Annotated in this window: 16 protein-coding genes; 12 read left to right on the top strand and 4 right to left on the bottom strand. The window is 40.6% G+C overall.

From position 1 onward, the window contains the following. Positions 1–179 precede the first annotated feature (179 nt). Positions 180–2,087 carry a beta-N-acetylhexosaminidase gene (locus tag KDN43_RS04615; protein WP_238868507.1) on the bottom strand — a complete coding sequence of 636 codons (1,908 nt, stop codon included), beginning with the start codon at positions 2,085–2,087 and terminating at the stop codon, positions 180–182. Between the two features lie 349 nt (positions 2,088–2,436). Between KDN43_RS04615 and nusB the strand changes: the two genes are divergently transcribed. The 6 genes from nusB (at position 2,437) to KDN43_RS04585 (ending at position 8,697) form a co-directional block, all read left to right on the top strand. Next, the gene (gene nusB, locus KDN43_RS04610; protein ID WP_238868506.1) at positions 2,437–3,363 is read left to right on the top strand and encodes a transcription antitermination factor NusB; all 927 of its coding nucleotides are present in this window, start codon (positions 2,437–2,439) and stop codon (positions 3,361–3,363) included. A gap of 26 nt (positions 3,364–3,389) precedes the next feature. Then, positions 3,390–3,704: a preprotein translocase subunit YajC gene (yajC, locus tag KDN43_RS04605; protein WP_238868505.1), complete on the top strand. Its 315-nt coding sequence runs from the start codon at positions 3,390–3,392 to the stop codon at positions 3,702–3,704. 12 nt (positions 3,705–3,716) lie between these two features. After that, positions 3,717–4,709 carry a YbbR-like domain-containing protein gene (locus tag KDN43_RS04600; protein ID WP_238868504.1) on the top strand — a complete coding sequence of 331 codons (993 nt, stop codon included), beginning with the start codon at positions 3,717–3,719 and terminating at the stop codon, positions 4,707–4,709. Between the two features lie 63 nt (positions 4,710–4,772). After that, positions 4,773–5,378: a dephospho-CoA kinase gene (gene coaE, locus KDN43_RS04595; protein ID WP_238868503.1), complete on the top strand. Its 606-nt coding sequence runs from the start codon at positions 4,773–4,775 to the stop codon at positions 5,376–5,378. A 116-nt stretch (positions 5,379–5,494) separates the two neighbouring features. Continuing rightward, positions 5,495–5,692 (top strand): winged helix-turn-helix domain-containing protein, encoded by a 198-nt coding sequence (locus KDN43_RS04590; RefSeq protein ID WP_238868502.1) that lies wholly within the window; start codon positions 5,495–5,497, stop codon positions 5,690–5,692. 125 nt (positions 5,693–5,817) lie between these two features. Next, positions 5,818–8,697 carry an FAD-binding and (Fe-S)-binding domain-containing protein gene (locus KDN43_RS04585; protein ID WP_238868501.1) on the top strand — a complete coding sequence of 960 codons (2,880 nt, stop codon included), beginning with the start codon at positions 5,818–5,820 and terminating at the stop codon, positions 8,695–8,697. Here the strand turns inward: KDN43_RS04585 and KDN43_RS04580 are convergent. The 3 genes from KDN43_RS04580 to KDN43_RS04570 form a co-directional block, all read right to left on the bottom strand. Continuing rightward, on the bottom strand, positions 8,639–9,526 hold the full coding sequence (locus KDN43_RS04580) for a YitT family protein (protein ID WP_238868500.1): 888 nt from the start codon (positions 9,524–9,526) through the stop codon (positions 8,639–8,641). The genes KDN43_RS04585 and KDN43_RS04580 overlap by 59 nt on opposite strands. Then, complete coding sequence (gene leuS, locus KDN43_RS04575; RefSeq protein ID WP_238868499.1) at positions 9,513–12,266, bottom strand: leucine--tRNA ligase; 2,754 nt, start codon at positions 12,264–12,266, stop codon at positions 9,513–9,515. The genes KDN43_RS04580 and leuS overlap by 14 nt, the downstream gene beginning before the upstream one ends. A 126-nt stretch (positions 12,267–12,392) precedes the next feature. Beyond that, positions 12,393–14,195: an AMP-dependent synthetase/ligase gene (locus KDN43_RS04570; RefSeq protein WP_238868498.1), complete on the bottom strand. Its 1,803-nt coding sequence runs from the start codon at positions 14,193–14,195 to the stop codon at positions 12,393–12,395. Between the two features lie 202 nt (positions 14,196–14,397). Between KDN43_RS04570 and KDN43_RS04565 the strand changes: the two genes are divergently transcribed. The 6 genes from KDN43_RS04565 (at position 14,398) to KDN43_RS04540 (ending at position 25,423) form a co-directional block, all read left to right on the top strand. Next, positions 14,398–15,045, top strand: coding sequence for a DUF4294 domain-containing protein (locus KDN43_RS04565; protein ID WP_238868497.1), 648 nt, complete (start codon positions 14,398–14,400; stop codon positions 15,043–15,045). A gap of 108 nt (positions 15,046–15,153) precedes the next feature. Further along, on the top strand, positions 15,154–16,875 hold the full coding sequence (locus KDN43_RS04560) for a SulP family inorganic anion transporter (protein ID WP_238868496.1): 1,722 nt from the start codon (positions 15,154–15,156) through the stop codon (positions 16,873–16,875). A 4-nt stretch (positions 16,876–16,879) separates the two neighbouring features. Further along, a complete protein-coding gene (locus tag KDN43_RS04555; RefSeq protein ID WP_238868495.1) occupies positions 16,880–18,715 on the top strand; it encodes a YgiQ family radical SAM protein in 1,836 nt (611 codons plus the stop codon). Positions 18,716–18,901: 186 nt separating this feature from the next. Next, the gene (locus tag KDN43_RS04550; protein ID WP_238868494.1) at positions 18,902–19,636 is read left to right on the top strand and encodes a NigD1/NigD2 family lipoprotein; all 735 of its coding nucleotides are present in this window, start codon (positions 18,902–18,904) and stop codon (positions 19,634–19,636) included. Positions 19,637–20,140: 504 nt separating this feature from the next. Further along, positions 20,141–23,563 (top strand): SusC/RagA family TonB-linked outer membrane protein, encoded by a 3,423-nt coding sequence (locus tag KDN43_RS04545; protein ID WP_238868493.1) that lies wholly within the window; start codon positions 20,141–20,143, stop codon positions 23,561–23,563. A 12-nt stretch (positions 23,564–23,575) separates the two neighbouring features. After that, positions 23,576–25,423, top strand: a complete 1,848-nt coding sequence (locus KDN43_RS04540; protein ID WP_238868492.1) for a SusD/RagB family nutrient-binding outer membrane lipoprotein — start codon at positions 23,576–23,578, stop codon at positions 25,421–25,423. The last annotated feature ends 352 nt before the right edge of the window (positions 25,424–25,775 follow it).

Raw genomic sequence — 25,775 nt, 5'->3', positions numbered from 1 at the left:
AAAAATGCTTAAGAAAATAGTTCACAAAAGTCAGGCTATTTCCCGCCAATGCAATGTTCAAATGAATTTGTCCCCTGCCCATTCAGCTTAAAGAAATAGTTGCTTTCTTTATTTCCCATCACACGTGGGCCTAAAAAAGCGGCGCAAAGGTAGTGATTTTCTTTTTATTCCGCAACTTTTTATCTTGCTCTTTTTTTCAGATCTTCTATTTTAATGCTCATAAGCCGCCCTATTGGCTTGTCATCCCTATATGTAATAATCCTCATGATATCGGCATCTTCAGGAACTCTCAGTGCTTCACTATATTTCGGATAAAAATTGTCAGGTGAAGAGGAATCGAAACTGGTATAAATGTCAAGTCCTTTAATCTCGGGGGTAAGCTTAACATAGTACTCTTCGCCATCTTTTTTTACCGATACAACCGGGTCATACATGGCAGGCGAGTACTTTGTTTGTGCATAATCTAACCGTACGAAATGATCTTCCGTCTTTGAAACGAAGCGGTCCCAGTTTTTCTTCTCTTTTGGAGACCATAGCGACTCAGCCACTGCAAAACCGCGAGGCCAGGCCATATATTCTGCCTGGCGAATATTGTAGATCTGTTCAGTCCACAGGTTAGCCTGTCCGCCCAGAATATAGTCGGCGTTGGCTCCTTCCGGTACAGGATCAAACTTGTATGTCTGACTCAATCTCAAAGAATTATACACACGGGGTTCAGTTGAAAGATCGCCCTGCATAAGGTCTATATATACATAATTGCTAGGACTCATTACCACGTAATGCCCAGATTTGGAAGCCTCAATCCCATAATCAGTTCCCCTCCAGCTCATCAATCCAGTTGTGGGAGTTATCCCTCCCTCAAGAATCTCATCCCAGCCCATCATCTTCTTGCCTTTGGATAGAATAATTTTCTCTACCCTCTTACCAAAATATGATTGTACTGAAGCCATATCCTTTAAACCTTCACGCTTCATCAGCTCTTTCACTTCAGAGCTCTTTTCCCAGAAGGTATAAGGTGCCTCATCTCCACCTGTATGGATATATGGAAAAGGAAAAAGCTCAGCAACTTCACTGATCACTTTCTCCATAAATTCATATACTTTCTCATTGGCTGGACAAAGGGTATTCTCATAAATAGCTGCTGGGCGCCCTCCCGTATTCCAGTCGAGGAAAGGAGCACCGGTACGCACAAAATGATCGCCGCTCTCAGGGAAACATGAAAGCTCAGGATAAGCAGCCAGCACCGCTGAACTGTGTCCCGGGACATCAATTTCCGGCATCACCTGAATATTTCGCTCAATGGCATAATTTATCACATCTCTAATCTCTTCCTGCGTATAATAACCGCCATAATTTCTGGGAGCATTGGGACGAGGCTGGGAGAAACTTCCGAACCACCCTATCTGTTCCGTACGCCATGCACCCACTTCCGTAAGCCTGGGCAAGCTTTTAATTTCAATTCGCCATCCTTCGTCATCTGTCAAATGCCAGTGAAAAATATTATATTTATACTTCACCATATTGTCAATAAACCGCTTTACCTCACTAACCGTGAAAAAGTGGCGCGACACGTCAAGCATCATCCCCCGCCATTCCACTAACGGGTAGTCTGTAATTTCAACAAAAGGGACCTGCCATGTAACATTTTCTTCTCTTTTGTTGCTCTCTATCTGTGGTGGTAACAGCTGAAAAAAAGTCTGAACACCATATAGCAGCCCGGCAGGCTTGTTGGCTCTAATAGAAATTTTCTGTTGTGTTACATTTAACGTGTAACCTTCATCACCTATTTTCTCATCTGCCTTTCTGTTTAATATGAGTTCAATATTTGCGCTGGATGAATTTCTCTTCACCACAACTTTTTTACCGGGGGCAAGTGACAGTTTCTCCTTAAGCAATCCTGTAACAAACGCCCCCTCATTACCAGAAGGGCATGCAACTACAACTTCATCGGGTAGTACATAATACCCGCTCTTCTCAACTATGGACTCAGGCTCGGGAATAATGGAGATTTTCCGCTCTGGCTGTTGTGCTGTGGCTGCCATTGCTAGCAAACTGATAAGTAGAAATGTAAAGATACTCTTTTTCATAGATAAATTATTTATTTAATTCAACTTCCGCTTATGCTACAATTAGTGCTGGATTTTTTGTGGCACTTGCCTTTACAAATTTACATAAATTGTTTTAAACATAGCATCATTAACCACTATGTTCTCAACATTTACACCCACTTTTCTCCCGAATGTATTTATTAATGCTCCGTTAAAAATTCATTTATAATACTGACAGTCAACGATTTATGCCAAATCCCCAAAAAGTGCCATAATCTATTGATATCCAGCGAAATATAAGAGCTATTTTTAAAAAAATACCGAAGTATTGTTTATAATACCGAAAAAATAACTACTTTTGCAGTTGCAAAATAAGTTCATTTAAGCGATGATAAACAGAAATTTAATTCGTATCAGGATTGTCCAGATTGTCTATTCATGGTACCAGAATACGAATAAGGATTTGCGTAACGCCGAAAAAGAGCTCATGTTCGGCTTGCAAAAATCATACGATCTTTACTATTATATGCTTCTTCTTATGGTGGAGCTTACAAATTTGTACCAAGACCGTGTGGATACTAAACGTAATAAATTCCTTCCCACAGAAGAAGATCTTAATCCCAACACTCACCTTATAGATAATAAGTTTATTCTTCAGTTGCGGGAAAACAGGCAGTTTAACAAATATCTTACAGAACGCCCTATGTTATGGGATGGTAACGAAGGATTTATCAAAAATCTACTTGACACCATCGTCTCTTCCGAGGCATATAGAGAGTATACTGAAATAGTCTCTCCCACATATGATGAAGATCGGGAATTCTGGCGGAAAGCCTTCAAAAAGTTTCTTTACCAGAACGAGGAGTTGGATGACATTCTGGAGGACGAATGCATCTACTGGAACGATGATGTGGAGATTGTGCAATCCTTCGTGATGAAAACTATCAGGAAATTTTCTGAAGAGAAAGGTGCCCAACAGCCATTATTACCAATGTTTAAAGATGAAGAAGACAGGGAGTTTGCACTTAAGCTGCTGCATAATACTATTTTGAACGAAAAAAAATACCGGAATCTGATAGAGAAACATACCGATAAATGGGACTTTGAACGTATTGCATTCATGGATCTTGTTATCATGCAGGTAGCTCTCTCAGAAATATCCACATTTGAATCAATTCCAACCAGTGTTTCGTTAAACGAGTATATCGAGATAGCCAAGTCATACAGTACACCCAAAAGCGGAACATTCATCAACGGAATATTGGACGCCATTGTACAGGAAATGAAAAAAGAAAATCTTATCTTTAAAAATTAATTATAAACTATAAATATCAATATCGTATGAATATTTTATTACAAGCGACACAAGGAGGAGGAGTAACCGGTATGGGCAGCACCCTCTTAATGATGGTTGCAATTATTGCAGTATTTTACTTCTTCATGATCCGCCCCCAGCAGAAAAAACAGAAAGAACTGCAGAAAAGCCGCGAAGCGATGAAGGTGGGTGATAAAGTTGTTACATCAGGTGGCATTCACGGAAGAATAAAAGAGGTTGGTGATACCTGGTTTCTGATAGAAGTTGCCGATGGAGTGAAAATAAAATTTGAAAAAGGATCGGTTTACGCTTCTTCAGTTGACGTAACACAGCCTAACTAAACAGTATTTTAGATGGGAATAAAAGCTATCATCAATAAATGGGAACCCATAGTCAAAGCGTTTTTTTCCAATGTACCCTGGAAAAATCTGCTTGCATTTTCCTTTTTTTTGGTGCTGGCTTTTATTTTCTGGTTAATGCTGTTTTTTCAAAAAGATAATGTGGAAGGCAATTACCGGATCCCTCTAAAATATACCAATATTCCTGAAGATGTGGTTTTCGACAACCCTCTGCCTCACTTTATTGAAATCAGCGTATCCGACAAAGGTTCTGAAATTTTTCTTCTCGATATCACAAAAAGAGATTCTCTGGAAATAAATGTGGCAGAAATAACCGAAGATGGCAGCAAAGTTCTTCAGGGCGATCAGTACCGTCAGCTTATTCGTTCAAAATTTGCTCCCGGCACCAATATAAGAGGATATTACCCAATGAATATTTCACTGGCTACTTCTAAATTGCAGAGTAAGAAGTTACCGGTTACGTTCGATGGTGAGATCACAACCAGCAGAGCAAATTTAATTGCAGACAGCGCAGTATTTATTCCCGAGACAGTAACTGCATACGGTTCTAAGCAATCACTCGACAAACTTGAATCAGCCATTACTGAATACACGGTTTTTAAAAATCTCAGAGCCACATCACAGCTGCCAATTAAAATTAACCGTGTAGAAGGTGTTAAGTTTTCGCCTCAAGAGGTAGAAATTTATATCCCGATAGAAGAGTACACTGAGCGCTCATTTGAAATTCCTATAAAGGCATCGCATTTACCTAAAAAAATGGATGTTAAATTTTTTCCCTCTCGTGCTAACGTCTCTTTCTCTGTTACACTTGAAGAGTACAAGAAAATCATCCCTGAAGACTTTGAAATTGAACTCGACTACAGGGAATTTCACAATAACGAGGGTGGGCGCGTTGAACTCATACTCACAAAAAGCCCGTCTTCAATCATCAATCCGCGTATTTCACCATCTTCGGTGGAGTTTCTCTTCGAAAGCAAGGAACTGTGATGATTTAAATAGTTATAACGTGAAAAATAGCTAATGAAATTACAAACCTGAATAGGAAGAGCAATGATGATTATAGGTGTCACGGGGGGTATTGGAAGTGGTAAATCGGTTGTAAGTGAAATTTTCCGGTTGCATGGCATACCAGTGTTTGATGCTGACAAAGAGGCCAAAAACCTGAATGACACCTCTCCCTATATAAAGGAGCAAATCACCTTCCACTTCGGGGAAGGGTTCTACAAAGATGGAAAATTAGACCGGGAGAAATTTGCTTCAATTATTTTCCAGGACAAGGATAAAACCACTTTAGCGAACTCAATTATTCATCCAGAGTTGGCAAAACATTTTATCGAATGGTGCGGTCAACGAACAAGTTATCAGCTTGTTGTAATTGACGCCGCCCTTCTTATTGAAGCCGGGTTTCACCGGTTCACCGATAAAGTGGTAATGGTCTCTGCACCTTCGGAAATTCGTATAGGAAGAGTTATAAAGCGTGATGAAATCATCAGAAGACAGGTGGAAGAGCGAATGAACAAGCAACTTCCTGAAGAAGAAAAAATAAAATATGCCGATTTTATAATTTATAATGACAACCGGCACTCTCTGATTAGGCAGATTGATGACTTTTTGTCAAGCATTTCACTCCCTTTTGTGAAAGAAACCAATAAATAGATACTTATCAGGCCATTAAAACAGTCCATTTTTTTTAATAAATTGTTTTTTTTAAAATATAGTACTACCTTTACCCATTCAAATTTTAGGTTATATAGTTTAATTTATTAAAAAGGATGATTGAGAAAATTGGGGCTAATGCCGGAAAAGTTTGGTCTGTCCTGGATGTTAACGGTCGGCAAAACGTGAAAGAGATTAAAAAAGCATCGAAATTAACCGATAAAGACCTTTATGCTGCACTCGGATGGCTGGCAAGGGAAGGGAAAGTTGCTTTCGAAACAGTGGGAAAAGAGCTTTTTGTTTCACTGAGCTGATATGCAAAATTCATCGTTTAAATGAAAAAGATTTGAAAAAGCTGTCGATTATGACAGCTTTTTTTATTATTAAGTACACAAACCGGCATTTATCTTCTATCTTTACCAAAAAGTAGGAATGGAACATGAAAACTTCACAACTTCAAATAAAACTTTCAAAAATATTTCCTAATAATCAGGTTTTCACTGACGAACTTTCCCGTCTCACCAAGGGTACAGATGCTGGGATCTACCGCCTGATACCAAAAGCGGTGGTAAAAGTAAATTCCGAAGAAGAGGTTATTCGCCTGTTGCATTTCTGTGAACATGAAAACATTCCGGTAACATTCAAGGGCGCCGGAACCAGTTTAAGCGGCCAAACAATTTCCGATTCAATACTGATGGAGACAGGCAGTGGATTTGAATTTTCATCAATTGCCGATGATGGGCACAAAGCTACATTTGGCTGCGGGCTAACAGGTACTGCAGCAAATCGCATGTTGATGAGATATAGACGCAAGATTGGCCCAAAACCGGCATCTATAGATTCTGCAAAAATAGGAGGTATTATTGCCAACAATGCTAGCGGGTCGAGTTACGGTATCAGGCATAACAGTTACAACACGGTAAAGTCGATGCGTATCATTTTTGCAGACGGCTCGCTTCTCGATACTGCCGACATCAACAGCAGCCGGACTTTTATTAATTCTCACCCGCAACTAATCAAAGATTTAGAACAATTGCATCGCGATGTTTCAGAAAATGAAAATATCAGATCGCTTATTTCACAAAAATTTCAAATAAAAAACACCTGCGGCTATGGAGTGAATTCACTTATCGATTTCTCCGACCCTATACAGATTATACAACACCTTATGATCGGTTCGGAAGGCACACTCGGTTTTGTCTCTCAGGCCACCTTCGAAACTGTACATGACGCACCGCTTAAGGCCACTGCCATGATCTATTTCGCTAACCTGCGGGAAGTGAGTGAAACAATCATACCACTTAGAGGATGCCGGGTTAGTGCAGCTGAGCTCATGGACCGGAATGCACTTCGTGCAGTGGAAGAGAAAGAAGGTATGCCTGAAGAGTTGAAATTGTTGCCTGAAGGAGCTGCCGCCCTGTTGATTGACACATCGGCTGACAAAGAGGAATCACTGTCTGAACAGATAAACGAAATAACAGAGAAGCTGGCACACATTCCGACACTTTTTCCAATTAAATTCACTACTGACAAACATCTTTATAATCTCTACTGGAATGTGCGAAACGGACTTTTCACTTCGGCAGCAGCTACGCGCCCTCCTCATACCGCATGTATTATAGAAGATGTGGCCTTTCGTGGCGAGTTGCTGGGAGATGCTTTAACCGATTTGCGAAGTTTACTGGAAGGGGCTGGCTACGGTAACGCAGTAATGTGGGGACATCTGCTAGATGGTAACGTTCATTTTACAGTTTTTCCCGACATAAACACAAAAGAGGGTATTCGCAATTATGCCACATTCATGCACGAGTTGTGCGAGCTGGTAGCAATAAAATATGGCGGAAGCCTAAAGGCTGAACATGGTACCGGGCGTAATATGGCTCCTTTTGTTGAAAAAGAGTGGGGCCTCGAAGTTTATAATCTGATGAAGCGTATTAAAAATACATTCGATCCGGGAAATATACTGAACCCTGGTGTGCTGATCAACAATGACCATGATGTTTTCATCAAAAATCTGAAACAGATTCCGGAAGCCAATCCAATAATTGATAAATGCATTGAATGTGGTTTTTGCGAAGTCAGTTGCCCTTCTAAAAACCTATCCCTCACACCTCGTCAGCGTATTGTGGCATACCGGCATCTGGCCGGAACGGCGATTTCTGGCAGCAAAAAAAAGAGTTCTATCAGAGAACAGTTGAAAAAAATCTCCTATCCTATGGACGAAACATGTGCCACCGACGGTTTGTGCAGCATAGCCTGTCCTGTAGGCATTGACACCGGAAAACTTATAAAGGAACTGCGGTGGCAAAACAATGGTAAGCTGGCAAATAGAATTGCCGATACTATTTCAAACAATATAACGGAAATATCCTCTTTATTACGCGTATTATTAAATATCCCCCACTTCATCGCAAAAGCAGTGGGTTATAAATCAATAGATAGAGTTGCCCGGGGACTTTACAGATTAGGTGACGGAACTCTACCTCTATGGACACGCCATACCCCCTCCGGAAGTAAAAAGATTAAAAACAATATTTTCCCTGGCTATTCTGCCGGGTCACCTATGGTGGTCTATTTCCCCACTTGTATTACCCGCTCCATGGGAGGAGTATCGTTCGGTTATGCAGAAAAAGAAGATCTGCCCTCGAAAATTCTGTCGGTACTCTACAAAGCAGGGTACACTGTAATCATTCCTGAAGAAAAAGACAAGCTTTGCTGCGGAATGGCCTTTAGTAGCAAAGGATTCTGGGAACAGGCACAGAAAAAGGAGAATGAACTGAACGAAGTTCTGTTAAGAGTTAGTCGCGAGGGTTTACTGCCAATAGTTTGTGATATGAGTCCCTGCCTGCTCCACATGCGCGAGACACTTGATAAACGGCTAAAGCTGTACGATCAGGTAGAATTCATACACGATTTCCTGCTCGACCGCCTCTATTTCAGCAAACTGTCTGTCTCAGTGGCCATTCATACTACCTGCAGTTCCACAAAGATGAATCTTGAAAAGAAACTCATTGCTATTGCATCACAATGTGCAGAAAAAGTGGTTGTACCTGAGAATGTGTCCTGTTGCGGATGGGCCGGAGACCGGGGATTCTTCTATCCTGAACTTAACAGTTCGGCTCTAAAACCGCTGAAACGGGGTATTAAGGATGCACAGGAAGGTTATTCAAATAGCAGGACTTGTGAGATAGGCCTGTCCATCAACAGCGGAATAACTTATAAGTCGATAGTCTACTTAGTTGATAAAGCCACGCTACCCGCTACTTCATCTTGTCAAAACCTTCACCGTAAATACCCACAACGTTACTTTGCGAAATAAAGGCGTTCTTATCGATCTGCTTTACAAGACGGAAAATTGATGTGGACTCGTTCCCCTTAGCCATCACAAGCAGCACCTTTTGCGGTTCTTTGGAGTACCATCCCATGCCATCAAGAACAGTGCAGCCACGGTGTAGCTGTAAATTGATTTGCGTGGCAATCTCATCGTATTTTTTCGAAAAAATAAAAAACTGAACCGACTGACGGATACCATTCAGCATCCAATCAACCGAAGTGGACATTACAGCAATAATAATGATACCAAAAACAATGGTCTCTATACTTCTGAAAATAAGAAACGAAGATGCCACGATTGCAAGGTCGACCAAAAGCATAGTACGCCCGGGTGTTATATGCCGGTATTTGTTAATCACTAGCACAATTATATCAGTGCCGCCACTACTGCCGTTTACCGACATCACCAAGCCCACCCCGGCACCTGCAACTATAGACCCAATAAGCCCTGCCATAAGCGGCTCGCTGGTCATAATAGGTTGCCACTGAAGGCTTTCGAACATCCCTATAAAGAATGTAAGTGAAGCAACACCAACAATTGTCTTCACCAGGAATTCCGATCCCAATACTCTGAATGCGATCAACAGCAATACCGCATTCATAACAAGCACCATAATGGATACAGGAACCCCAAAAGCATAGTTAATCAAAACACCAACGCCTGTGAGCCCACCCATCACGAACTTATGCGGCATGATAAATTGAGTGACCCCCAAAGCATACATGAAGGTTCCCAAAAATATTGTCAGGTAGTCCTTCACATAGAATCTCTTCAGACTGAACTCAGGCAATTTCCCCATATTAAAAAACCACATTCACAATTTTTTTGGGAACAATAATAACTTTCTTAGGTATTTTCCCATCCAGCCATTTCTGTGATCCCGGGTGCTCCAAAACAGTTTTTTCAATATCAGCATTGGTGGCATCGGCTGGAAACTCCAGAACATAACGAGACTTACCGTTAAAAGAGACAGCATAGGTAAAAGCATCCTCTTTCAAATACTCCTCGTTCCACTGCGGCCACTGTGCATCAAAAACGGTAGTAATATTGCCCAAAGCATGCCACAGCTCTTCCGAGATATGCGGGGCAAAGGGTGCAAGGCATACAACCAGATCACTAAGTATCGCCCTTTTGGTACACTTCATTGTTGTAAGTTCGTTCGCACAAATCATAAATGCCGATACTGAAGTGTTGAAAGAAAAGTTCTCGATATCAAATGTTACTTTTTTTATAAGTTTATGCAGCGATTTCAGCTCCTCCCTTGTGGGTTCATAATCGGTAACAGACAAGGCCCCATCTTTGTAGAACAGGTTCCACACTTTCCGAAGGAAGCGATGAACACCATCTATTCCATTGGTATCCCATGGTTTTGACTGTTCCAACGGTCCCAGGAACATCTCATAAAGACGAAGTGTATCTGCTCCGTATCTTCCAACTATATCATCTGGATTGACCACGTTAAACATCGACTTTGACATCTTTTCGATAGCCCATCCACAAACATATTTTCCGCTCTCAAGGACAAACTCTGCAGTCTTGTATTCGGGATTCCAGTTCCTGAATGCTTCAATATCGAGCAGATCGTTGTGTACGATGTTAACATCTACGTGAATGGGAGTCACGTCGTATTCATCTTTTAGGTTTAATGAAACAAATCTGTTAGTCCCTTTTATTCTATATACAAAGTTGCTGCGACCCTGGATCATACCCTGGTTAACCAGTTTTTTGAACGGCTCTTCTTCACACGAAACCCCTGCATCGAACAGGAACTTATTCCAGAACCTGCTATATATAAGATGCCCGGTTGCATGTTCGGTTCCACCAATATATAGATCCACATTACGCCAGTAGTTATTAGCGTTTTCTGATACAAGTGCTTTATCATTATACGGATCCATGTACCTAAGGTAGTAGGCCGAAGAGCCGGCAAAGCCAGGCATCGTGTTCATTTCCAGCGGATATCCATCTTTGGTTTGCCAGTTTTCTGCACGGCCCAGTGGTGGTTCTCCTGTTTCTGTGGGAAGAAACTTGTCCACCTCGGGCAGCTCAAGTGGTAATTCATCTTCATTCAGCGTATAGGGCATTCCATTCTTATAGTAAACAGGGAATGGTTCACCCCAATAACGCTGTCTCGAGAAAATTGCATCCCGCAGCCGATAATTTATTCTACGGTAGCCCACACCCATTTTTTCCACCTCATCGATGGCGGCGGAAATAGCTTTGCTTACTGTCATCCCGTCCATAAAACCGGAATTGACCATAATCCCCTCCTTTGCATCAAAGCTTTCTTCAGAAACATCACATCCTTCAATAATAGGAATTATTGGCAAATTGAAATGTTTAGCAAAGGCATAGTCGCGGCTGTCATGTGCCGGTACTGCCATTATCGCGCCTGTACCATATCCGGCAAGCACATAGTCGGAAATCCATACAGGCAGAGGCTCTCCGGTAAAGGGATGTAATGCATATGATCCTGAAAACACACCGCTAACCGATCTGTCGGAGATGCGTTCACGTTCTGTTTTTTTCCCTGCGTTGCTTATATACTCCTGAACTGCATTACGTTGTTTATCGGTAGTGAGCTGATCTACCAGTTCATTCTCAGGGGCAAAGACCATGAAGGTGGCCCCGAATATGGTATCGGGACGGGTAGTAAATATGTCGAACGTTAGACCCTGCTCTGTCTTGAAATGCATCACTGCTCCCTCGCTACGTCCTATCCAGTTACGCTGTGTATCTTTAAGAGATTCAGTCCATTCGATACTATCCAGCCCGTCAAGCAGGCGTTGAGCGTATGCTGATACTCGAAGACACCACTGCCGCATCTTTTTCTGCTCCACTGGATATCCACCGCGTATTGACAAGCCTTCGCTAACCTCATCATTGGCGAGCACTGTCCCCAGTTGCGGACACCAGTTTACCATGGTATCACCCAGGTATGCGATACGATAATTCATCAGCACCTCCTGCTGCTCCTTTTCCGTTTTACTGTTCCACTCTTCTGCTGTAAATTCAAGAGGTTCGGTACAAGCAACATCCAATCCTGATGAACCTTGGCGAGAGAATATTTCTGTCAATTCTGAAATGGGCCTTGCCTGCTTCGCCTGGTTGCAATAATAGGAATGGAACATCTTTATGAAAGTCCATTGTGTCCATTTGTAATATTCCGGATCACATGTACGCACCTCGCGACTCCAGTCGAATGAAAATCCTATCTTATCAAGTTGCTCGCGATAACGGTTGATGTTTTCCTGTGTTGTAACAGCCGGATGTTGCCCAGTCTGTATGGCATACTGTTCAGCTGGAAGGCCATAAGCGTCATATCCCATTGGATGCAAAACATTATAGCCCTGCAACCTTTTGAATCTCGAAAAAATATCAGAAGCTATATACCCCAGCGGATGTCCCACATGTAGCCCCGCTCCCGATGGATAGGGAAACATGTCGAGCACATAATACTTTGGTTTTGATCTGTCTTCAGTTACTTTGTAGGTTTGATGGTCTATCCAGTATTTCTGCCACCGTTTTTCCAACTCTTCGAAATTGTAATCCATTCCACTTCAATTTAAAAAACGGTGCAAAGATAATGATTTAATTCCGAAATTTCCACAACGTTACGTTTTCAAACTTTACGCTTCTGCCATTTCAACACTATTTGATGCTCCCTATGATTAATTTGTTCAGATATACATTCTGTCAATAACATCGGAATATTTCTCCAGTATCACTTTCCTGCGCAGTTTGAGAGTATTGGTCAATTCATCGGTTTCTATGCTGAAAGGATTTGGAAGAATGGTGAAGCGTTTAATTTTCTCGTAAGATGTAAATTGCGATTGCAGTAGTTCAATCCGTCCAAATATAAAATTGTTTATCTCGGCGTTACTCACCAGCTCCTCTACCGAGTCGAAATGTATTCCATGCTCCCCGGCATAGCACTTCAAAGCATCATAGTTGGGGATAATTAGTGCACTCACAAATTTGCGCTTATCACCGATAACCGCCACCTGGTCGATATATTTATCTTCACTAATGCGCGTCTCAATCATCTGCGGTGCAATATATTTTCCATTTGATGTTTTATACAGGTCCTTTATTCGTTCAGTCAGGATTATTTCATTATCTTCAGTCAGGGTTCCGGCATCACCGGTTTTGAAAAAACCATCATCTGTGAATGCGGCTTTTGTTGCATCAGGTTTATTGTAATAACCACTTGTGACTGTATCGCCTTTCACCAGTATTTCATTATTCTCGCCAATTTTCACCTCAAGTCCCGGCATCACCTTTCCCACCGTTCCAATACGAAATCCTTTTTCAGGAAAACAGCTTACCGTCGCAGTAGTTTCCGATAATCCGTAACCGTAGATAATATGTACATCAATTGATTGCATGAATTCATTGATATTATCAGACAGAGGAGCCCCCGAAACCGGGAAAAAATTTCCACGCTCGATACCAACGATGCGTTTTATAAGAAAAAAGAGAGTGTGTTTATAGAGAAAAAATTTCAACCGGTTTCTAAAAGGGGCCCTTTTCCCTTCGTTAACAAATTCAAGATTGTGTTTACGTCCCGTTTTCAATGCATCGCAAAACAACCATTTTGATATACCGGTTGTATTCTCCATCTGCTCTTTCACACCTTCATACACTTTCTCCCAGAAGCGCGGCACATTGCACATAAGAGTGGGGCGAACCTGTTTGATAGTTTTTCTAATTTCACTGGGTTCCTTATTCACCGCAACCGTAATGCCTTTATATAAGCAGTAATATGTCCATGCTTTCTCGAAAATATGTGTCAAAGGGAGAAAGCACATAGAGAGGTCTTTATCCGACAGGTTTGTGATTCGTATATCATGTATCTCATAAGCTTTTAAATAATTGGCATGCGTTAGCATAACCCCTTTCGGCTCACCGGTTGTGCCCGATGTATATATAATATTTGCCAGATCGTTCACTTTCAGCTGTTTCATTCGGGCATTTACCAATGCCAGCGACTCGGAATTATCGCCCATAGTTATAAAATCATCAAAAAATAGCGATGTCTTATCATCGGGCTTCAGCACAACAGTTCTGTCGAAAATAACCATTTTTCGCAGCGTGGGGCACTCATACATCACCTTGCAGGCATTATTATACTGAAACTGTTCTCCAACAAAAAGCAGTTTAATCCGGGCATCGTTAATAATGTAACTCACCTGCGATGGCGAAGATGTAGCATACATCGGAACCATAACCGCATTATTGGCATAAGCTGCAAAATCGGCTATCAGGTATTTCTCCATGTTTTGCGAATAGATTCCAATATTATCACCTGGTTCTATTCCTATTTCAGCCATTGCCTGAGCTGTTTTCATGATTTTTGCAGCAAAAATCTTCCATGACATATCAAGCCATTTCCCATCAGAAGCCTGATACTTCACTGCTGTTTTATATCTGTATTTCTCTGCCTGTTTATGAACGATTTCACCCAGATGATAATATGTCATTGTTGTTGTTTTTATTATCAAAAGTAAGATATTTTCCCCAATTTTTTTTCAAAACAATGATATTTATTTTCTTTCCTACTTTTTTTCGTTAATCCCTTTCTGAAATATTCACTTAACAATCTAAAAACTCGAAGCTTAATTAACTACACTTAACGACTTTTTTTACGATCAGATTAATCTTAGCCATTATCTTTGTGTCATTATGAAAAGACGTTTGCACATATTTCCGGTAATGCTGTTCACAGCTCTTTTGCCATTTATGACAAAAGCACAGGGATTCTATGCTGCCAGTCTGAATCCCGATTCAGAGGGCTCCGTCTCTACTATATATTTAATGCCTAACGTTTATCCCGCTGTAATTCTGGGAGAAGATACCGTTGCATGCATGTGGCTTAGGGATTTTATAAAATATTCGCCCATAACCTTCCGAAGCACAAAAGATCAAATAGCATACACCAAACTTATCCGTGATGTAAAAAAAACTCTGCCTTATGCAAAAGAAATCGCAGGTATTATCCTGGAAACGTACGAATATATGGAGACGCTTCCAAACGATAAATCACGACAGCGTCATCTGGAGTCAATGGAAAGGGAATTAAAGGCAGAGTATACACCAAAGATGAAAAAACTGACTCGTTCACAGGGACAACTTTTAATGAAGCTTGTTGACAGGGAGACCAACTCATCTTCATACCATATAATTGATGCTTTCATGGGAAGTTTTAAAGCATGGTCATACAATGTTTTCGCCAGTATGTTTGGCAATAGCCTCAAAGTTAGGTATAATCCCTACGGTGAAGATCGCATAACAGAACGTGTTTGCATTCTTGTTGAACAGGGAGCTGTGTAATCGCTCCTTTTTTTATTTCGTGATTATCAAGCGGTTTTTTAATGCCAAATTGGGAATTTAGCCTTCCATGATTTTTTTTGCTATCTTTGCACCGTTTTATATTAGGTTATGCAAATAAATTTTCTACACGATTTTCAACCGGCACTATATCAGTCTCTAAAAACCTACAACAGAGAAAAATTCATTGCCGATATTATGGCAGGATTAATAGTAGGTGTTGTAGCACTGCCGTTAGCCATTGCTTTTGGTATAGCATCGGGGGTGACACCCGAAAAAGGCATTATTACTGCTATTATTGCAGGTTTCATCATCTCATTCCTGGGCGGAAGCACAGTACAGGTAGGTGGGCCTACCGGGGCTTTCATTGTTATTGTATATGGTATTGTTGAGCAGTACGGTGTGCAGGGACTAGCTATTGCCACTGTTCTTGCCGGTGCCATGTTGATACTTATGGGATTTTTAAAATTGGGAACGGTAATCAAGTTCATACCTTATCCCATTGTAGTTGGATTTACCAGCGGTATTGCACTTACCATTTTTTCAACTCAGATGAAAGATTTCTTCGGTCTAACAACACCGAAATTGCCGTCGGGGTTCCTGGAAAAATGGGCTATATATTTCCAACATTTCAATACCGTGAACTGGTGGGCTGCTCTTATTGCACTCACAAGTGTGGCAATAATCGTTTTCACCCCAAAGATATCGAATAAAATTCCCGGCTCCCTGGTAGCCATTATAGTAATGACTATAGCCGTTTATCTTATGAAAACTTACGGCGGCATAACCGGTATAGAAACTATTGGCGACAGATTTGTCATCAACAGCCAGTTGCCGGAAGTGGAGCAGGTACCATTGACCCTGACAAGTATCCGCATATTGTTTCCCGCAGCTTTCACTATTGCCATGCTGGGTGCAATAGAGTCGCTATTGTCTGCAACGGTAGCCGATGGCGTGACAGGTCACAAGCACAACTCCAACATGGAGCTGGTAGCACAGGGTGTTGCAAATATCATAACACCTTTTTTCGGCGGAATCCCGGCAACAGGCGCTATTGCGCGCACAATGACAAACATCAACAATGGTGGGAAAACTCCTGTAGCAGGTATTATCCATTCAATTGTACTCTTGCTAATTGTGTTGTTCCTGGGTGATCTGACAAAACATATACCCATGGCTTGCCTGGCAGGTGTACTTGTGGTTGTGGCATATAATATGAGTGAATGGCGCACATTTATCTCACTTACAAAACAGTCACGATCTACTCTTGCCATACTCCTTACAACATTTTTCCTGACTGTGATTTTCGACCTTACTGTTGCTATAGCAGTAGGATTGATGCTTGCCATATTTGGCTTTCTGAAGAGAATGAACGAAAGTACAAAAATATCGCACACTACGGGAAAGATAAATGTTTCTAAAGAGGTAGAATCGCACTCGGGTGACTTTAAGGAAGATATTCTGTATCTTCCTCAAGGTGTAGAGGTTTACGAAATTGAGGGGCCGTTCTTCTTTGGCGTCGCCAATAAGTTTGATGAGAAGATGCGTGAAATAGGTGATCATCCCAATATACGGATTATTCGCATGCGGAAAGTGCCGTTTATCGATTCCACAGGGCTTAACAACCTTGAAAACCTTTGTAAAAATTCCCGTAAAGAGAAGATTCAAGTCATTTTATCAGGAGTAAAAGACAATGTACGCGAATCTCTATACAAGTCATACATCCCCATGATTGTGGGTGAAGAGAATATTTGCCCAAATATACATGAGGCAGTGGAGAGAGCAAAACAACTTGATAAAAAGCTTAAAAAGGAAAATATACGCAAATCATAACAATATGGATCAGGTATCGCACAGGCTTACCGACTGGCTTCCCACCACTAAGAAAGAAATGAAACTTCGCGGATGGGACTATGCTGATGTGGTACTTTTTTCGGGCGATGCCTATATCGACCACCCCTCATTTGGGACAGCCGTTATAGGGCGTTTGCTCGAAAGTGAAGGGCTTCGTGTGGCTATTGTTCCGCAACCCAACTGGAGAGACGATCTGCGAGATTTCAGGAAGCTGGGTGTGCCGCGCCTCTTCTTCGCAGTTACAGCTGGTGTAATGGATTCAATGATTAACCATTATACAGCCAACAAACGCCTTCGCTCAAACGATGCATATACCCCTGATGGCCGTTCTGGCATGCGTCCCGACAGAGCAGTTACCGTTTACACAAATATCCTTAAAGAGTTGTATCCCGAAACCCCAATAATTATTGGAGGAGTGGAGGCTTCACTTAGACGGGTGAGCCATTACGACTACTGGGACGACAAGCTGCATAAACCTATTCTCGCCGGCACAAGCGCCGACCTTTTAATATACGGCATGGGTGAACTGCCGCTGAAACAACTGGTGCACGAAATTGGCAAAGGCAGAAAGATTGGAGAAATATATGACATTCCGCAAACAGCTTATATCAGTTCCGGGAAAAGCGTTCCTCAGAATCCTTTTGACGAAGAGGTTGTTCTCTACACTCATGAAGAGTGTGAAAAAGAGAAATTGAAACAGGCCAAAAACTTCCGCGTGGTTGAAGAGCAGTCCAACCGCTTGTCTGCTGCACGCATCTTACAAGAGGCAGATAACAAAACAGTCGTGGTAAATCCTCCTTTTCCCCCAATGAAGGAAGAGGAGATAGATGCATCGTTCGATCTTCCATACACTCGTCTTCCACATCCAAAATACAGGGGAAAACAAATTCCGGCATACGAGATGATCAAATTCTCAGTGAACCTCCATCGCGGCTGTTTCGGTGGCTGCGCGTTCTGTACAATCTCAGCCCACCAGGGGAAGTTTATAGCTTCGCGCTCCAAAAAATCTATCCTGAGAGAAGTCGGTAAAATTACTGAAATGCCAGATTTCAAAGGCTATATCAGTGATCTGGGAGGTCCTTCGGCAAACATGTACGGGATGCATGGAAAAGACATGTCCATTTGCGCTAAATGCAAGAAACCGTCATGTATCCATCCCAAAATCTGCTTCAACCTTAATACTGACCATAGCTCCCTACTTCATATTTATCGCTCGGTTGACAACCTGCCTGGAGTAAAAAAATCTTTTATTGGAAGCGGGATCCGTTACGATTTACTGCTTCACAATAGCAACGATGAGACAAGTAACGCCGCTGCACGGACATATCTGGAGGAGCTTTTCACCAGGCATGTCTCGGGCCGTCTGAAGGTTGCGCCTGAACATACGTCTAATACAACGTTGAACATTATGAGGAAACCCTCTTTCAGCCTGTTTTACCAATTCAACCGTATTTTTGATGAACTGAACAAAAAACACAATCTCAATCAACAGCTCATCCCATATTTCATATCCTCACACCCTGGATGTAGCAAGGAGGATATGGCTGAGCTGGCAGCAATTACCAAAAGTTTGAATTTCAGGCTTGAACAAGTCCAGGACTTTACTCCTTCTCCTATGACTCTGGCCACTGAAATGTATTATACAGGCTTTCATCCTTATACACTGGAACGGGTATACACTGCCAAAACCAAAGATCAGAAAAATGCACAGCGACAATTTTTTTTCTGGTATGACCGTAAAAATAAGCGTTCGATCATTAATGAGTTAAAACATATTAAACGTTCAGATCTAATCCATAAATTATATCCGAATGGATAAGATTGCCATATCATCACAAATTCAAGAACTCAAGATCTCTTATATACATATAATATAATCCATACCAAACAGTTAAACATTGTTAAATGACCTGTTTTGTTATTTTTCCATGCAGCGTTTTTCTCCTTTTTACATCTAACATATGAAACGCAAATTTGCGTTAAAGTATAAAGTGAATAAATCTGTATGAAAAAAACGCTTTTAATACTTGGTATATTTTCAGTTGGAATTTTTCTAGCCAATATTTCATGCGACGATAATTCAAAGTCGCTTGGGAACTTCGGAATCGATATAGCCACAGTAGTTCCTGAAGGTGAAAACGCATATTCATTGCTGCTTGACAATGGCAAACGACTCTGGCCTGCTGCCAGTGCAGTGTTATATACTCCTAAATATAACCAGCGCGTATTTTTGAATTATACAATCCTGTCTGATGTTCAAAGCGGTTATGATCACTATATAAAAGTGAATGATATATGGAATATCCTCACAAAACAGGCAATTGAGCTTAACGAGCAAAATAAAGACAGCATCGGGGACGATCCGATAAAACCAAATGCTGTTTGGGTTGGTGGTGATTATTTGAACGTCTCTTTTATGTTTAACTATGGAGGTGTAAAGCCACATGCAATCAATCTGGTAGAAAACACTTTATCCCCTGGGACATCACCAGATGCCATAGAACTTGAATTCCGCCACAACTCTTATCAAAGTACACGTTCTAAGCTCTATGAAGGTTTCGTTTGCTTCGACCTGAAACCATTCAGGGTTGCTGAAGCAGACTCGATAAAACTATCCATTAAGATAAAGGGCTGGACAGGAGACACAACGTATGATGTAATATACAGATACAATCAACCGGCGACACAAACAAGATCTGAAATGCCGATACCTGTAATTTCATCAAACGAATACTATTAAATTACAAAACCACAAATATTTTAGTTCTATTTCTTATATGACTTTTTGATTTTCCAAAAACCGGATGGACCCTGTGAAGAGTCCATCCGGAAATTTTTATAAACTGAATATTTCGTCATAAAGCATCATAAATAAACAAATAATTTAAAAAAAGGACATATTATTAGATAAAATTTGTTTTTTATAATTTATAAACATATCTTTGCCGCGTAATTATAGCACAGAACAGTACAGTTTAAACTGATAATTTACTTATGAAAGTACTATTAAATAATGAAATAACAAAGGTCTGATAAAGGGTGTAGAGTTGTAAAGTCAACCAGCAAGTGCAATATTACTTAAATTGTTTGTAAAACTCATTTTTTGGTAAATTAAATTCTAATTTTTCTCTAGGCCTTCGGTTTAGCTTGCACTGAATTTTTTTATTTCTATACGCATTTATATTTGAATAATGAAAAAGCCAATTTGTTAATTAATTATTAAATTTTTCAAACTAATTAGAGAATGAAAAGAAAAAATCAATCAGGTTTTAAGGGCATGATAACTCTTATATTGAGTTTTATGGCCATTTCTATTTCAGCGCAGACGATTACTGTGCGTGGTACGGTCACTGACAACAAGGGGGAACCGATAATTGGTGCTACCATTGTTCTTCAAAGTGACGCCACACATGGCACTGTGACTGATATTGATGGAAAGTATGTGATCACTAAAGTTCCGGGCAATTCAAGCCTGGTATTTAGCTATGTTGGCATGAAAACAGAGATGATCCCAGTAAACGGACGTACCAGCATCAATGTAGTAATGACTGAGGATACGGAATTGCTTAGCGAAGTTGTTGTAACAGCGCTTGGTATAACAAAGCAGGCGCGCTCAGTTGGGTATGCAACATCAAGTGTATCAACTACTGAAATTGAGCGTATCAATGCAATTAATCCAATAACAGCATTGCAAGGAAAAGTAGCCGGCTTGGATATTAACTTGACGGGCGCCTCTGGCGTTACTTCTAGCTCCTCAATCACTATTCGTGGAGCAAAATCAATAGATAAAAACAACTCTCCTATTTTTGTTGTTGACGGAATGATTATTCAGGAACCTTTACGAGGTGCACTTGATGGAACTGACTGGGGATCTCAGCTAAAGAACTTAAATCCGGCAGATTACGAAAGTGTTACTGTCTTGAAAGGGGCTGCAGCAACGGCTCTTTATGGGTCACGAGGTGCGAACGGTGCAATTGTTATTAAATCAAAAGGAGGGAAATATGGCAAGCAGGGACTGGGAGTTGAGATATCTCAGATTCTTGAAACAACGGACATCTACAAATCTCCAATTGAATTGCAAAACGTATATGGAGCAGGTTCTCCTCATAATGGATATGAAGGTGGATTTCTAGCAGACGGTTCCCTACAAAAAACCGCAATAAGTTTCGGACCAAAAATGGACGGATCTATGATAAATCAGTACTTACCTCATGGGCAATCCACTCCGTTTGTTGCTCATCCTGATAACTGGAAAGCCCTATATAAATCCGGTTTTAACAGTACTACTAATGTTGCTGTCAACGGAGGTGGTGAAAAATCCTCTTTTCGCTTGTCATATTCATTTACTGATAATAATGGGGTATTCAAAAGAAATAACTTTAACAGACATTCTATTTCTTTTAGAGGTTTAACAGATCTGAATGATGTTTTCTCATTAGAAGCAGGCTTGAATTACTCATTCTCTAAAGCCCAGAATGGAGCAAGTCAGGGAGGATGGAATTGGGGTGGAAACTTAGGTATGATGAGTACTTATCATACCCCTCGAAACATGGATATAAAAGCCTATGAAAGCCTTTATAGAGATCCTGATAACCAGGCTGTTGAAACCACAACCCCTTGGGGTACTCTTAGAGGTTATTTGCATAACCGCGATATGAACCTAAATGAGCGCTCTGAAAATTCATTGTTGAGTAATTTGACATTAAGAGCAAAAATCGCACCTAAACTACAGGCCAGTATTCAGGGAAACTACAATTACTACGGTATCTCTACAATGTGGAAATCCTATGGAACAGGTGCAAACTATGGACCTACAGGTAGCGGTGGCTATGGTAGAGGTGGTAATATCTCTGGCTCTTACAACTTTCTTGGAATGTTGCAAACAATGAATAATGAACTTAATTTGAGTGATGAAACCATTACTGTTGATGCTATCTTGGCTGCTGAGTTATATGGGAACACAGAATCACACTCCTGGAATAAAGAGACAAACGGAGGGCTTGTTTCTCCCGCTGTTTTTGCTTTTTCCAATTCAACAAACAGAATAACACCTAAATTCGATTATACACCAAGGAACAATCAGGCTTTTGGGTTGTCGGCAATTCTGAATTTTGCTTGGAGAGACCAGTTGTTTCTTGAATTAACAGGACGCAACGACTGGTTATCAACATTGACATACCCATCATATATGACAACTGGGAAAAATAACTATACTGTATTTTATCCTTCAGCTAATGCTTCATGGGTTTTTACTGACACATTTGATATTCCTGACTGGCTTTCATATGGTAAACTGAGAGCGTCCCTTTCGCGTGTAGGTATGGGTACATCTGCCTATTCAACTACCAGAGGTTTTGGTGTATTCTCCCAAAGCGCTCAGTATGATCCCAACAGAGAGAGTGTTCTTATCGCAAATCCAAACCTTGGAACTGCCTGGAACAACGATTTGAAACCAGAAATTCAACAATCGATTGAGTTAGGTGCTGATCTTAGATTTTTTGATGAACGCCTCAATATAGATTTTGCTTATTACAAAACCAATACAAAAAACCAAATCCTCACAGTATCAGCTGTGACAGAATCAGGAGCCAGCGATCAATTGATTAATGCTGGAAACATCCAAAATCAGGGCGTTGAGCTGCAGGTTGAAACTACTCCTATAAAAACAGCAGACTTCCGCTGGACTGTGGGAAGCAATTTCTCTCTGAACCGGGGAAAAATTAAAAAACTTCATGAAAACGTGAAAGAGTGGAAACTGATGGGTCAATATGACGGTGGTCCTGAGATATGGGCCTACGAAGGAGGTAAGTTTGGAGTAATCACTACCCCTTATAACAATCCCTATGGTGCTTCAATCTATCGCTTTAATAATGAAGACGACCCCAATGATCCAAGAAACGGAAAGCCTGTTATCTCTTACTGGGGAAAAGCAGGGAGTCCCAATAATGTACCTGTTTATGGATATACAACCAATATTGACAAAGATATTCGAGATAGGGTAGAATTAGGTAAAGTAGAACCTGACTTCCTATTAAGCTTCAATACTTCATTTTCATATAAAAGCTTTGATTTTTATGCTTTAATTGATGGGCGAGTTGGTGGTAATTTCTTCTCAAACACTTACAAATACGCCTCCGCCATGGGTACCCTGAAATCTTCACTTTATGGGCGAGATAAAGAGCATGGTGGCTGGCAGAGGACTAATTTCAAAGGAGAAACAGTTTATGATGTGTATCCTTTGGACGCAGTATTTGATGAAGGAGAGACTGCACCATTAGCGAGCGATCCCGATAAAAAAATTGATGTAGGCGGACTGACTTATAAAGAAGCACTCGACAAAGGTATCCGTCCGATGCCAGCAGGATCATACTATCTATTTAACTACGGCTGGGGGATGCCCGCTGAATTAGGAATTCAAGACAACACCTGGTTCGCACTACGCGAAGTAACAATCGGATATCGTTTACCTAAAAATGTCCTTAATAAATTTGGTGCCAATTATTTTAGAATCGGCTTAACAGCGCGCAACCTCGGATATCTTGTAAATAAGCTGACAGACGGATTGAATCCGGCTTCTATCTCCAACAATAATCCATTGACGCCGATGGATATTGGTACAGTTCCTTTTTCAAGGACATATGCTATTAACTTTACACTAAGATTCTAAAAATATATAACAATGAACAAGATTAGATATTTTATAATTGGTTTAATATCACTTTTCCTGTTTTCAAGCTGCCTAGAGGATTTTAAGGAACTGAACACAGATCCAGAATTGTTAGGCTCAGTTGATCCGAAAAATGCTTTTACTGGAGCTACAGAAAATTGGAATAATTCGCAACGGCATCACCTTACAGGAAAGTACAGTGGGGTAATGCAAATCATGCAATATATTGTTAGTAGCGGAGGTGCTTCAGCAGGGAATTATGTAAACGTCACAGGAACATCCCGTCCATCTCCATACACACCATATTATAGCGACTATTTCGGACAAATTGGATTACGACTGCGTTATTTGGTCAACACTGTAATTCCATTGAATCCAGAAAAAGAGCGCTATCAAAATGTAGCAGCTATTGCAAATATTCTGGAAACATATCAGGCATGGTTGATGTTTGATGTTTATGGGGCAGCACCGTACACCGAAGGATTAAAGCTTGCAAGTGATGGTATCGCCACACCTAGATACGATTTATACCAAAAAGATATAAATGGGAAAGAGTTATATAAAGTATTTGATGAGAAAATCAAGGCAAATATTACTATTTTGCAAAATTCAACAGACAATCAATACAGTTTAGACAAAAACGACTTCTTCTACGGTGGAGATATTAGCAAGTGGATTAAATTCGGAAACACCTTGAGGATTAAAATGGCTCAACGTCTCGAAAAAGCAGATCAAACATTTTATCAATCTGTTATCAATGAAGCCATAACGCACCCTGCTGGCATCATCTCAAATAATGAAGAATCAGCAGTTTATCACCATCCTAACGAGCACAATAATAATACAGACGATATGCAGGCATTGACAACAAACTATGTTGCATCTCGTGCTCTTGTGAATTTCTTGAAAAAATATGATGACCCCAGACTGCCCATTCTGATACGTAGAAACGGTTTTGGCGATGGCAACAACAATTCGTCGAATGATGAAGTCTTCGATTTATTAAAAAAATATTATCCCGACTACCAAACTAAATACTCTCAATGGACTGATAGATATGTAGGAATGGCGGCTAATCCTGACAGCACAAATAGCTTGTGGTCAAACAGCAATTATTTCACCATCTCATACGTTGATGATAAAGGGGTAGATCAAACCATGACTGTAAGAAATAACAGTCAGATAGAAAGTCGTTTTTATGTAAAAAATGGAGGCAAAGTCAGCAATACACTTGGCGTTCGTGAAAAAGAAGATCAAGCTTTATACGATGTATCTCAGGATAATATTACACTCTTTACCCCATTAATTACATATCCAGAAGTATGCTTTATGATGGCTGAAATTTCATTAAAAGCAGGTAAGGCAATAGGAGGAAAAGAAGCCCTTACTTGGTTCCGTAACGGTATTAGCGCTTCAATGGAACAGTATCAGACTTGGGCTGAAAAAATGGGAGTTCCATCTGCTATGAATTCTAACAGTGATAACTACAACCCCATTACGGTTGAAAAGATTGAAAGCTACCTCTCACGTACCGAATTCCAAACGGTTACTTTGGAGAAGATAGCTTCACAACAGTGGGTAAATCTCTTTATGCGCCCAGAAGAAGCATGGGCATCTTGGAAACGCACCGGGTTACCGGCTTTCAAACCTCAACCCATACCTGAAAATGGAGTCGCATTTTTGGAAGAACTTAAGACAGGAGGTGATCCGTTGTTGATTCCACGACGAGGGGTTCTTCCAACACCAAATACAGCTAACATTGAAAACTTCAATAATGCAGTTGATGAACTAAAGAAAGATCCCAACTATGGAACAGCAGTAGATAAGACTGAAGGTAGGATTTGGTGGGATAAACCTTAAAACTACTTTTATATGAATTGAGTAGGAAGAAAACAATATTGTTTTCTTCCTACTTTTGCTTTCCATACTCTCACACCACCCTAAGTGTTATTTATGTGGTAGTACTTTAAAATTCTCCATGTCCGTTTTTAGTAATTAGGGAAAAAATGTTACTTGTTTAGAGCAGACACCCATAAATAATAGTTGACAAACTAAAGTTCAGAAAACGGTTATTAAAAATCCCTTAAATAAAATTCACGTAGAATCTTTGTAATTAGCAAGTTTACAATAAGCAGTAAAATGAGATAAAACAGAAGGTAGAGGAAGAAATTAATTGAAAAGTACTGATTGATATGTTTCCCGATTTTTTTAA

It is taken from the genome of Proteiniphilum propionicum (genome assembly GCF_022267555.1).
In the GTDB taxonomy this organism is placed as follows: Bacteria; Bacteroidota; Bacteroidia; order Bacteroidales; family Dysgonomonadaceae; genus Proteiniphilum; species Proteiniphilum propionicum.
Note: the sequence above shows the minus strand (reverse complement) of the source record. Positions and strands in the feature narration are given on the sequence as shown.

Coding starts and splice junctions, on each gene's coding strand:
- nusB (WP_238868506.1), top strand. CDS start 2,437: ATGATAAACAGAAATTTAATTCGTATCAGGATTGTCCAGATTGTCTAT.
- coaE (WP_238868503.1), top strand. CDS start 4,773: ATGATGATTATAGGTGTCACGGGGGGTATTGGAAGTGGTAAATCGGTT.
- KDN43_RS04545 (WP_238868493.1), top strand. CDS start 20,141: ATGAAAAGAAAAAATCAATCAGGTTTTAAGGGCATGATAACTCTTATA.
- KDN43_RS04550 (WP_238868494.1), top strand. CDS start 18,902: ATGAAAAAAACGCTTTTAATACTTGGTATATTTTCAGTTGGAATTTTT.
- KDN43_RS04555 (WP_238868495.1), top strand. CDS start 16,880: ATGGATCAGGTATCGCACAGGCTTACCGACTGGCTTCCCACCACTAAG.
- leuS (WP_238868499.1), bottom strand. CDS start 12,266: ATGGATTACAATTTCGAAGAGTTGGAAAAACGGTGGCAGAAATACTGG.
- KDN43_RS04570 (WP_238868498.1), bottom strand. CDS start 14,195: ATGACATATTATCATCTGGGTGAAATCGTTCATAAACAGGCAGAGAAA.
- KDN43_RS04565 (WP_238868497.1), top strand. CDS start 14,398: ATGAAAAGACGTTTGCACATATTTCCGGTAATGCTGTTCACAGCTCTT.
- KDN43_RS04585 (WP_238868501.1), top strand. CDS start 5,818: ATGAAAACTTCACAACTTCAAATAAAACTTTCAAAAATATTTCCTAAT.
- KDN43_RS04560 (WP_238868496.1), top strand. CDS start 15,154: ATGCAAATAAATTTTCTACACGATTTTCAACCGGCACTATATCAGTCT.
- KDN43_RS04540 (WP_238868492.1), top strand. CDS start 23,576: ATGAACAAGATTAGATATTTTATAATTGGTTTAATATCACTTTTCCTG.
- KDN43_RS04615 (WP_238868507.1), bottom strand. CDS start 2,087: ATGAAAAAGAGTATCTTTACATTTCTACTTATCAGTTTGCTAGCAATG.
- yajC (WP_238868505.1), top strand. CDS start 3,390: ATGAATATTTTATTACAAGCGACACAAGGAGGAGGAGTAACCGGTATG.
- KDN43_RS04600 (WP_238868504.1), top strand. CDS start 3,717: ATGGGAATAAAAGCTATCATCAATAAATGGGAACCCATAGTCAAAGCG.
- KDN43_RS04590 (WP_238868502.1), top strand. CDS start 5,495: ATGATTGAGAAAATTGGGGCTAATGCCGGAAAAGTTTGGTCTGTCCTG.
- KDN43_RS04580 (WP_238868500.1), bottom strand. CDS start 9,526: ATGTGGTTTTTTAATATGGGGAAATTGCCTGAGTTCAGTCTGAAGAGA.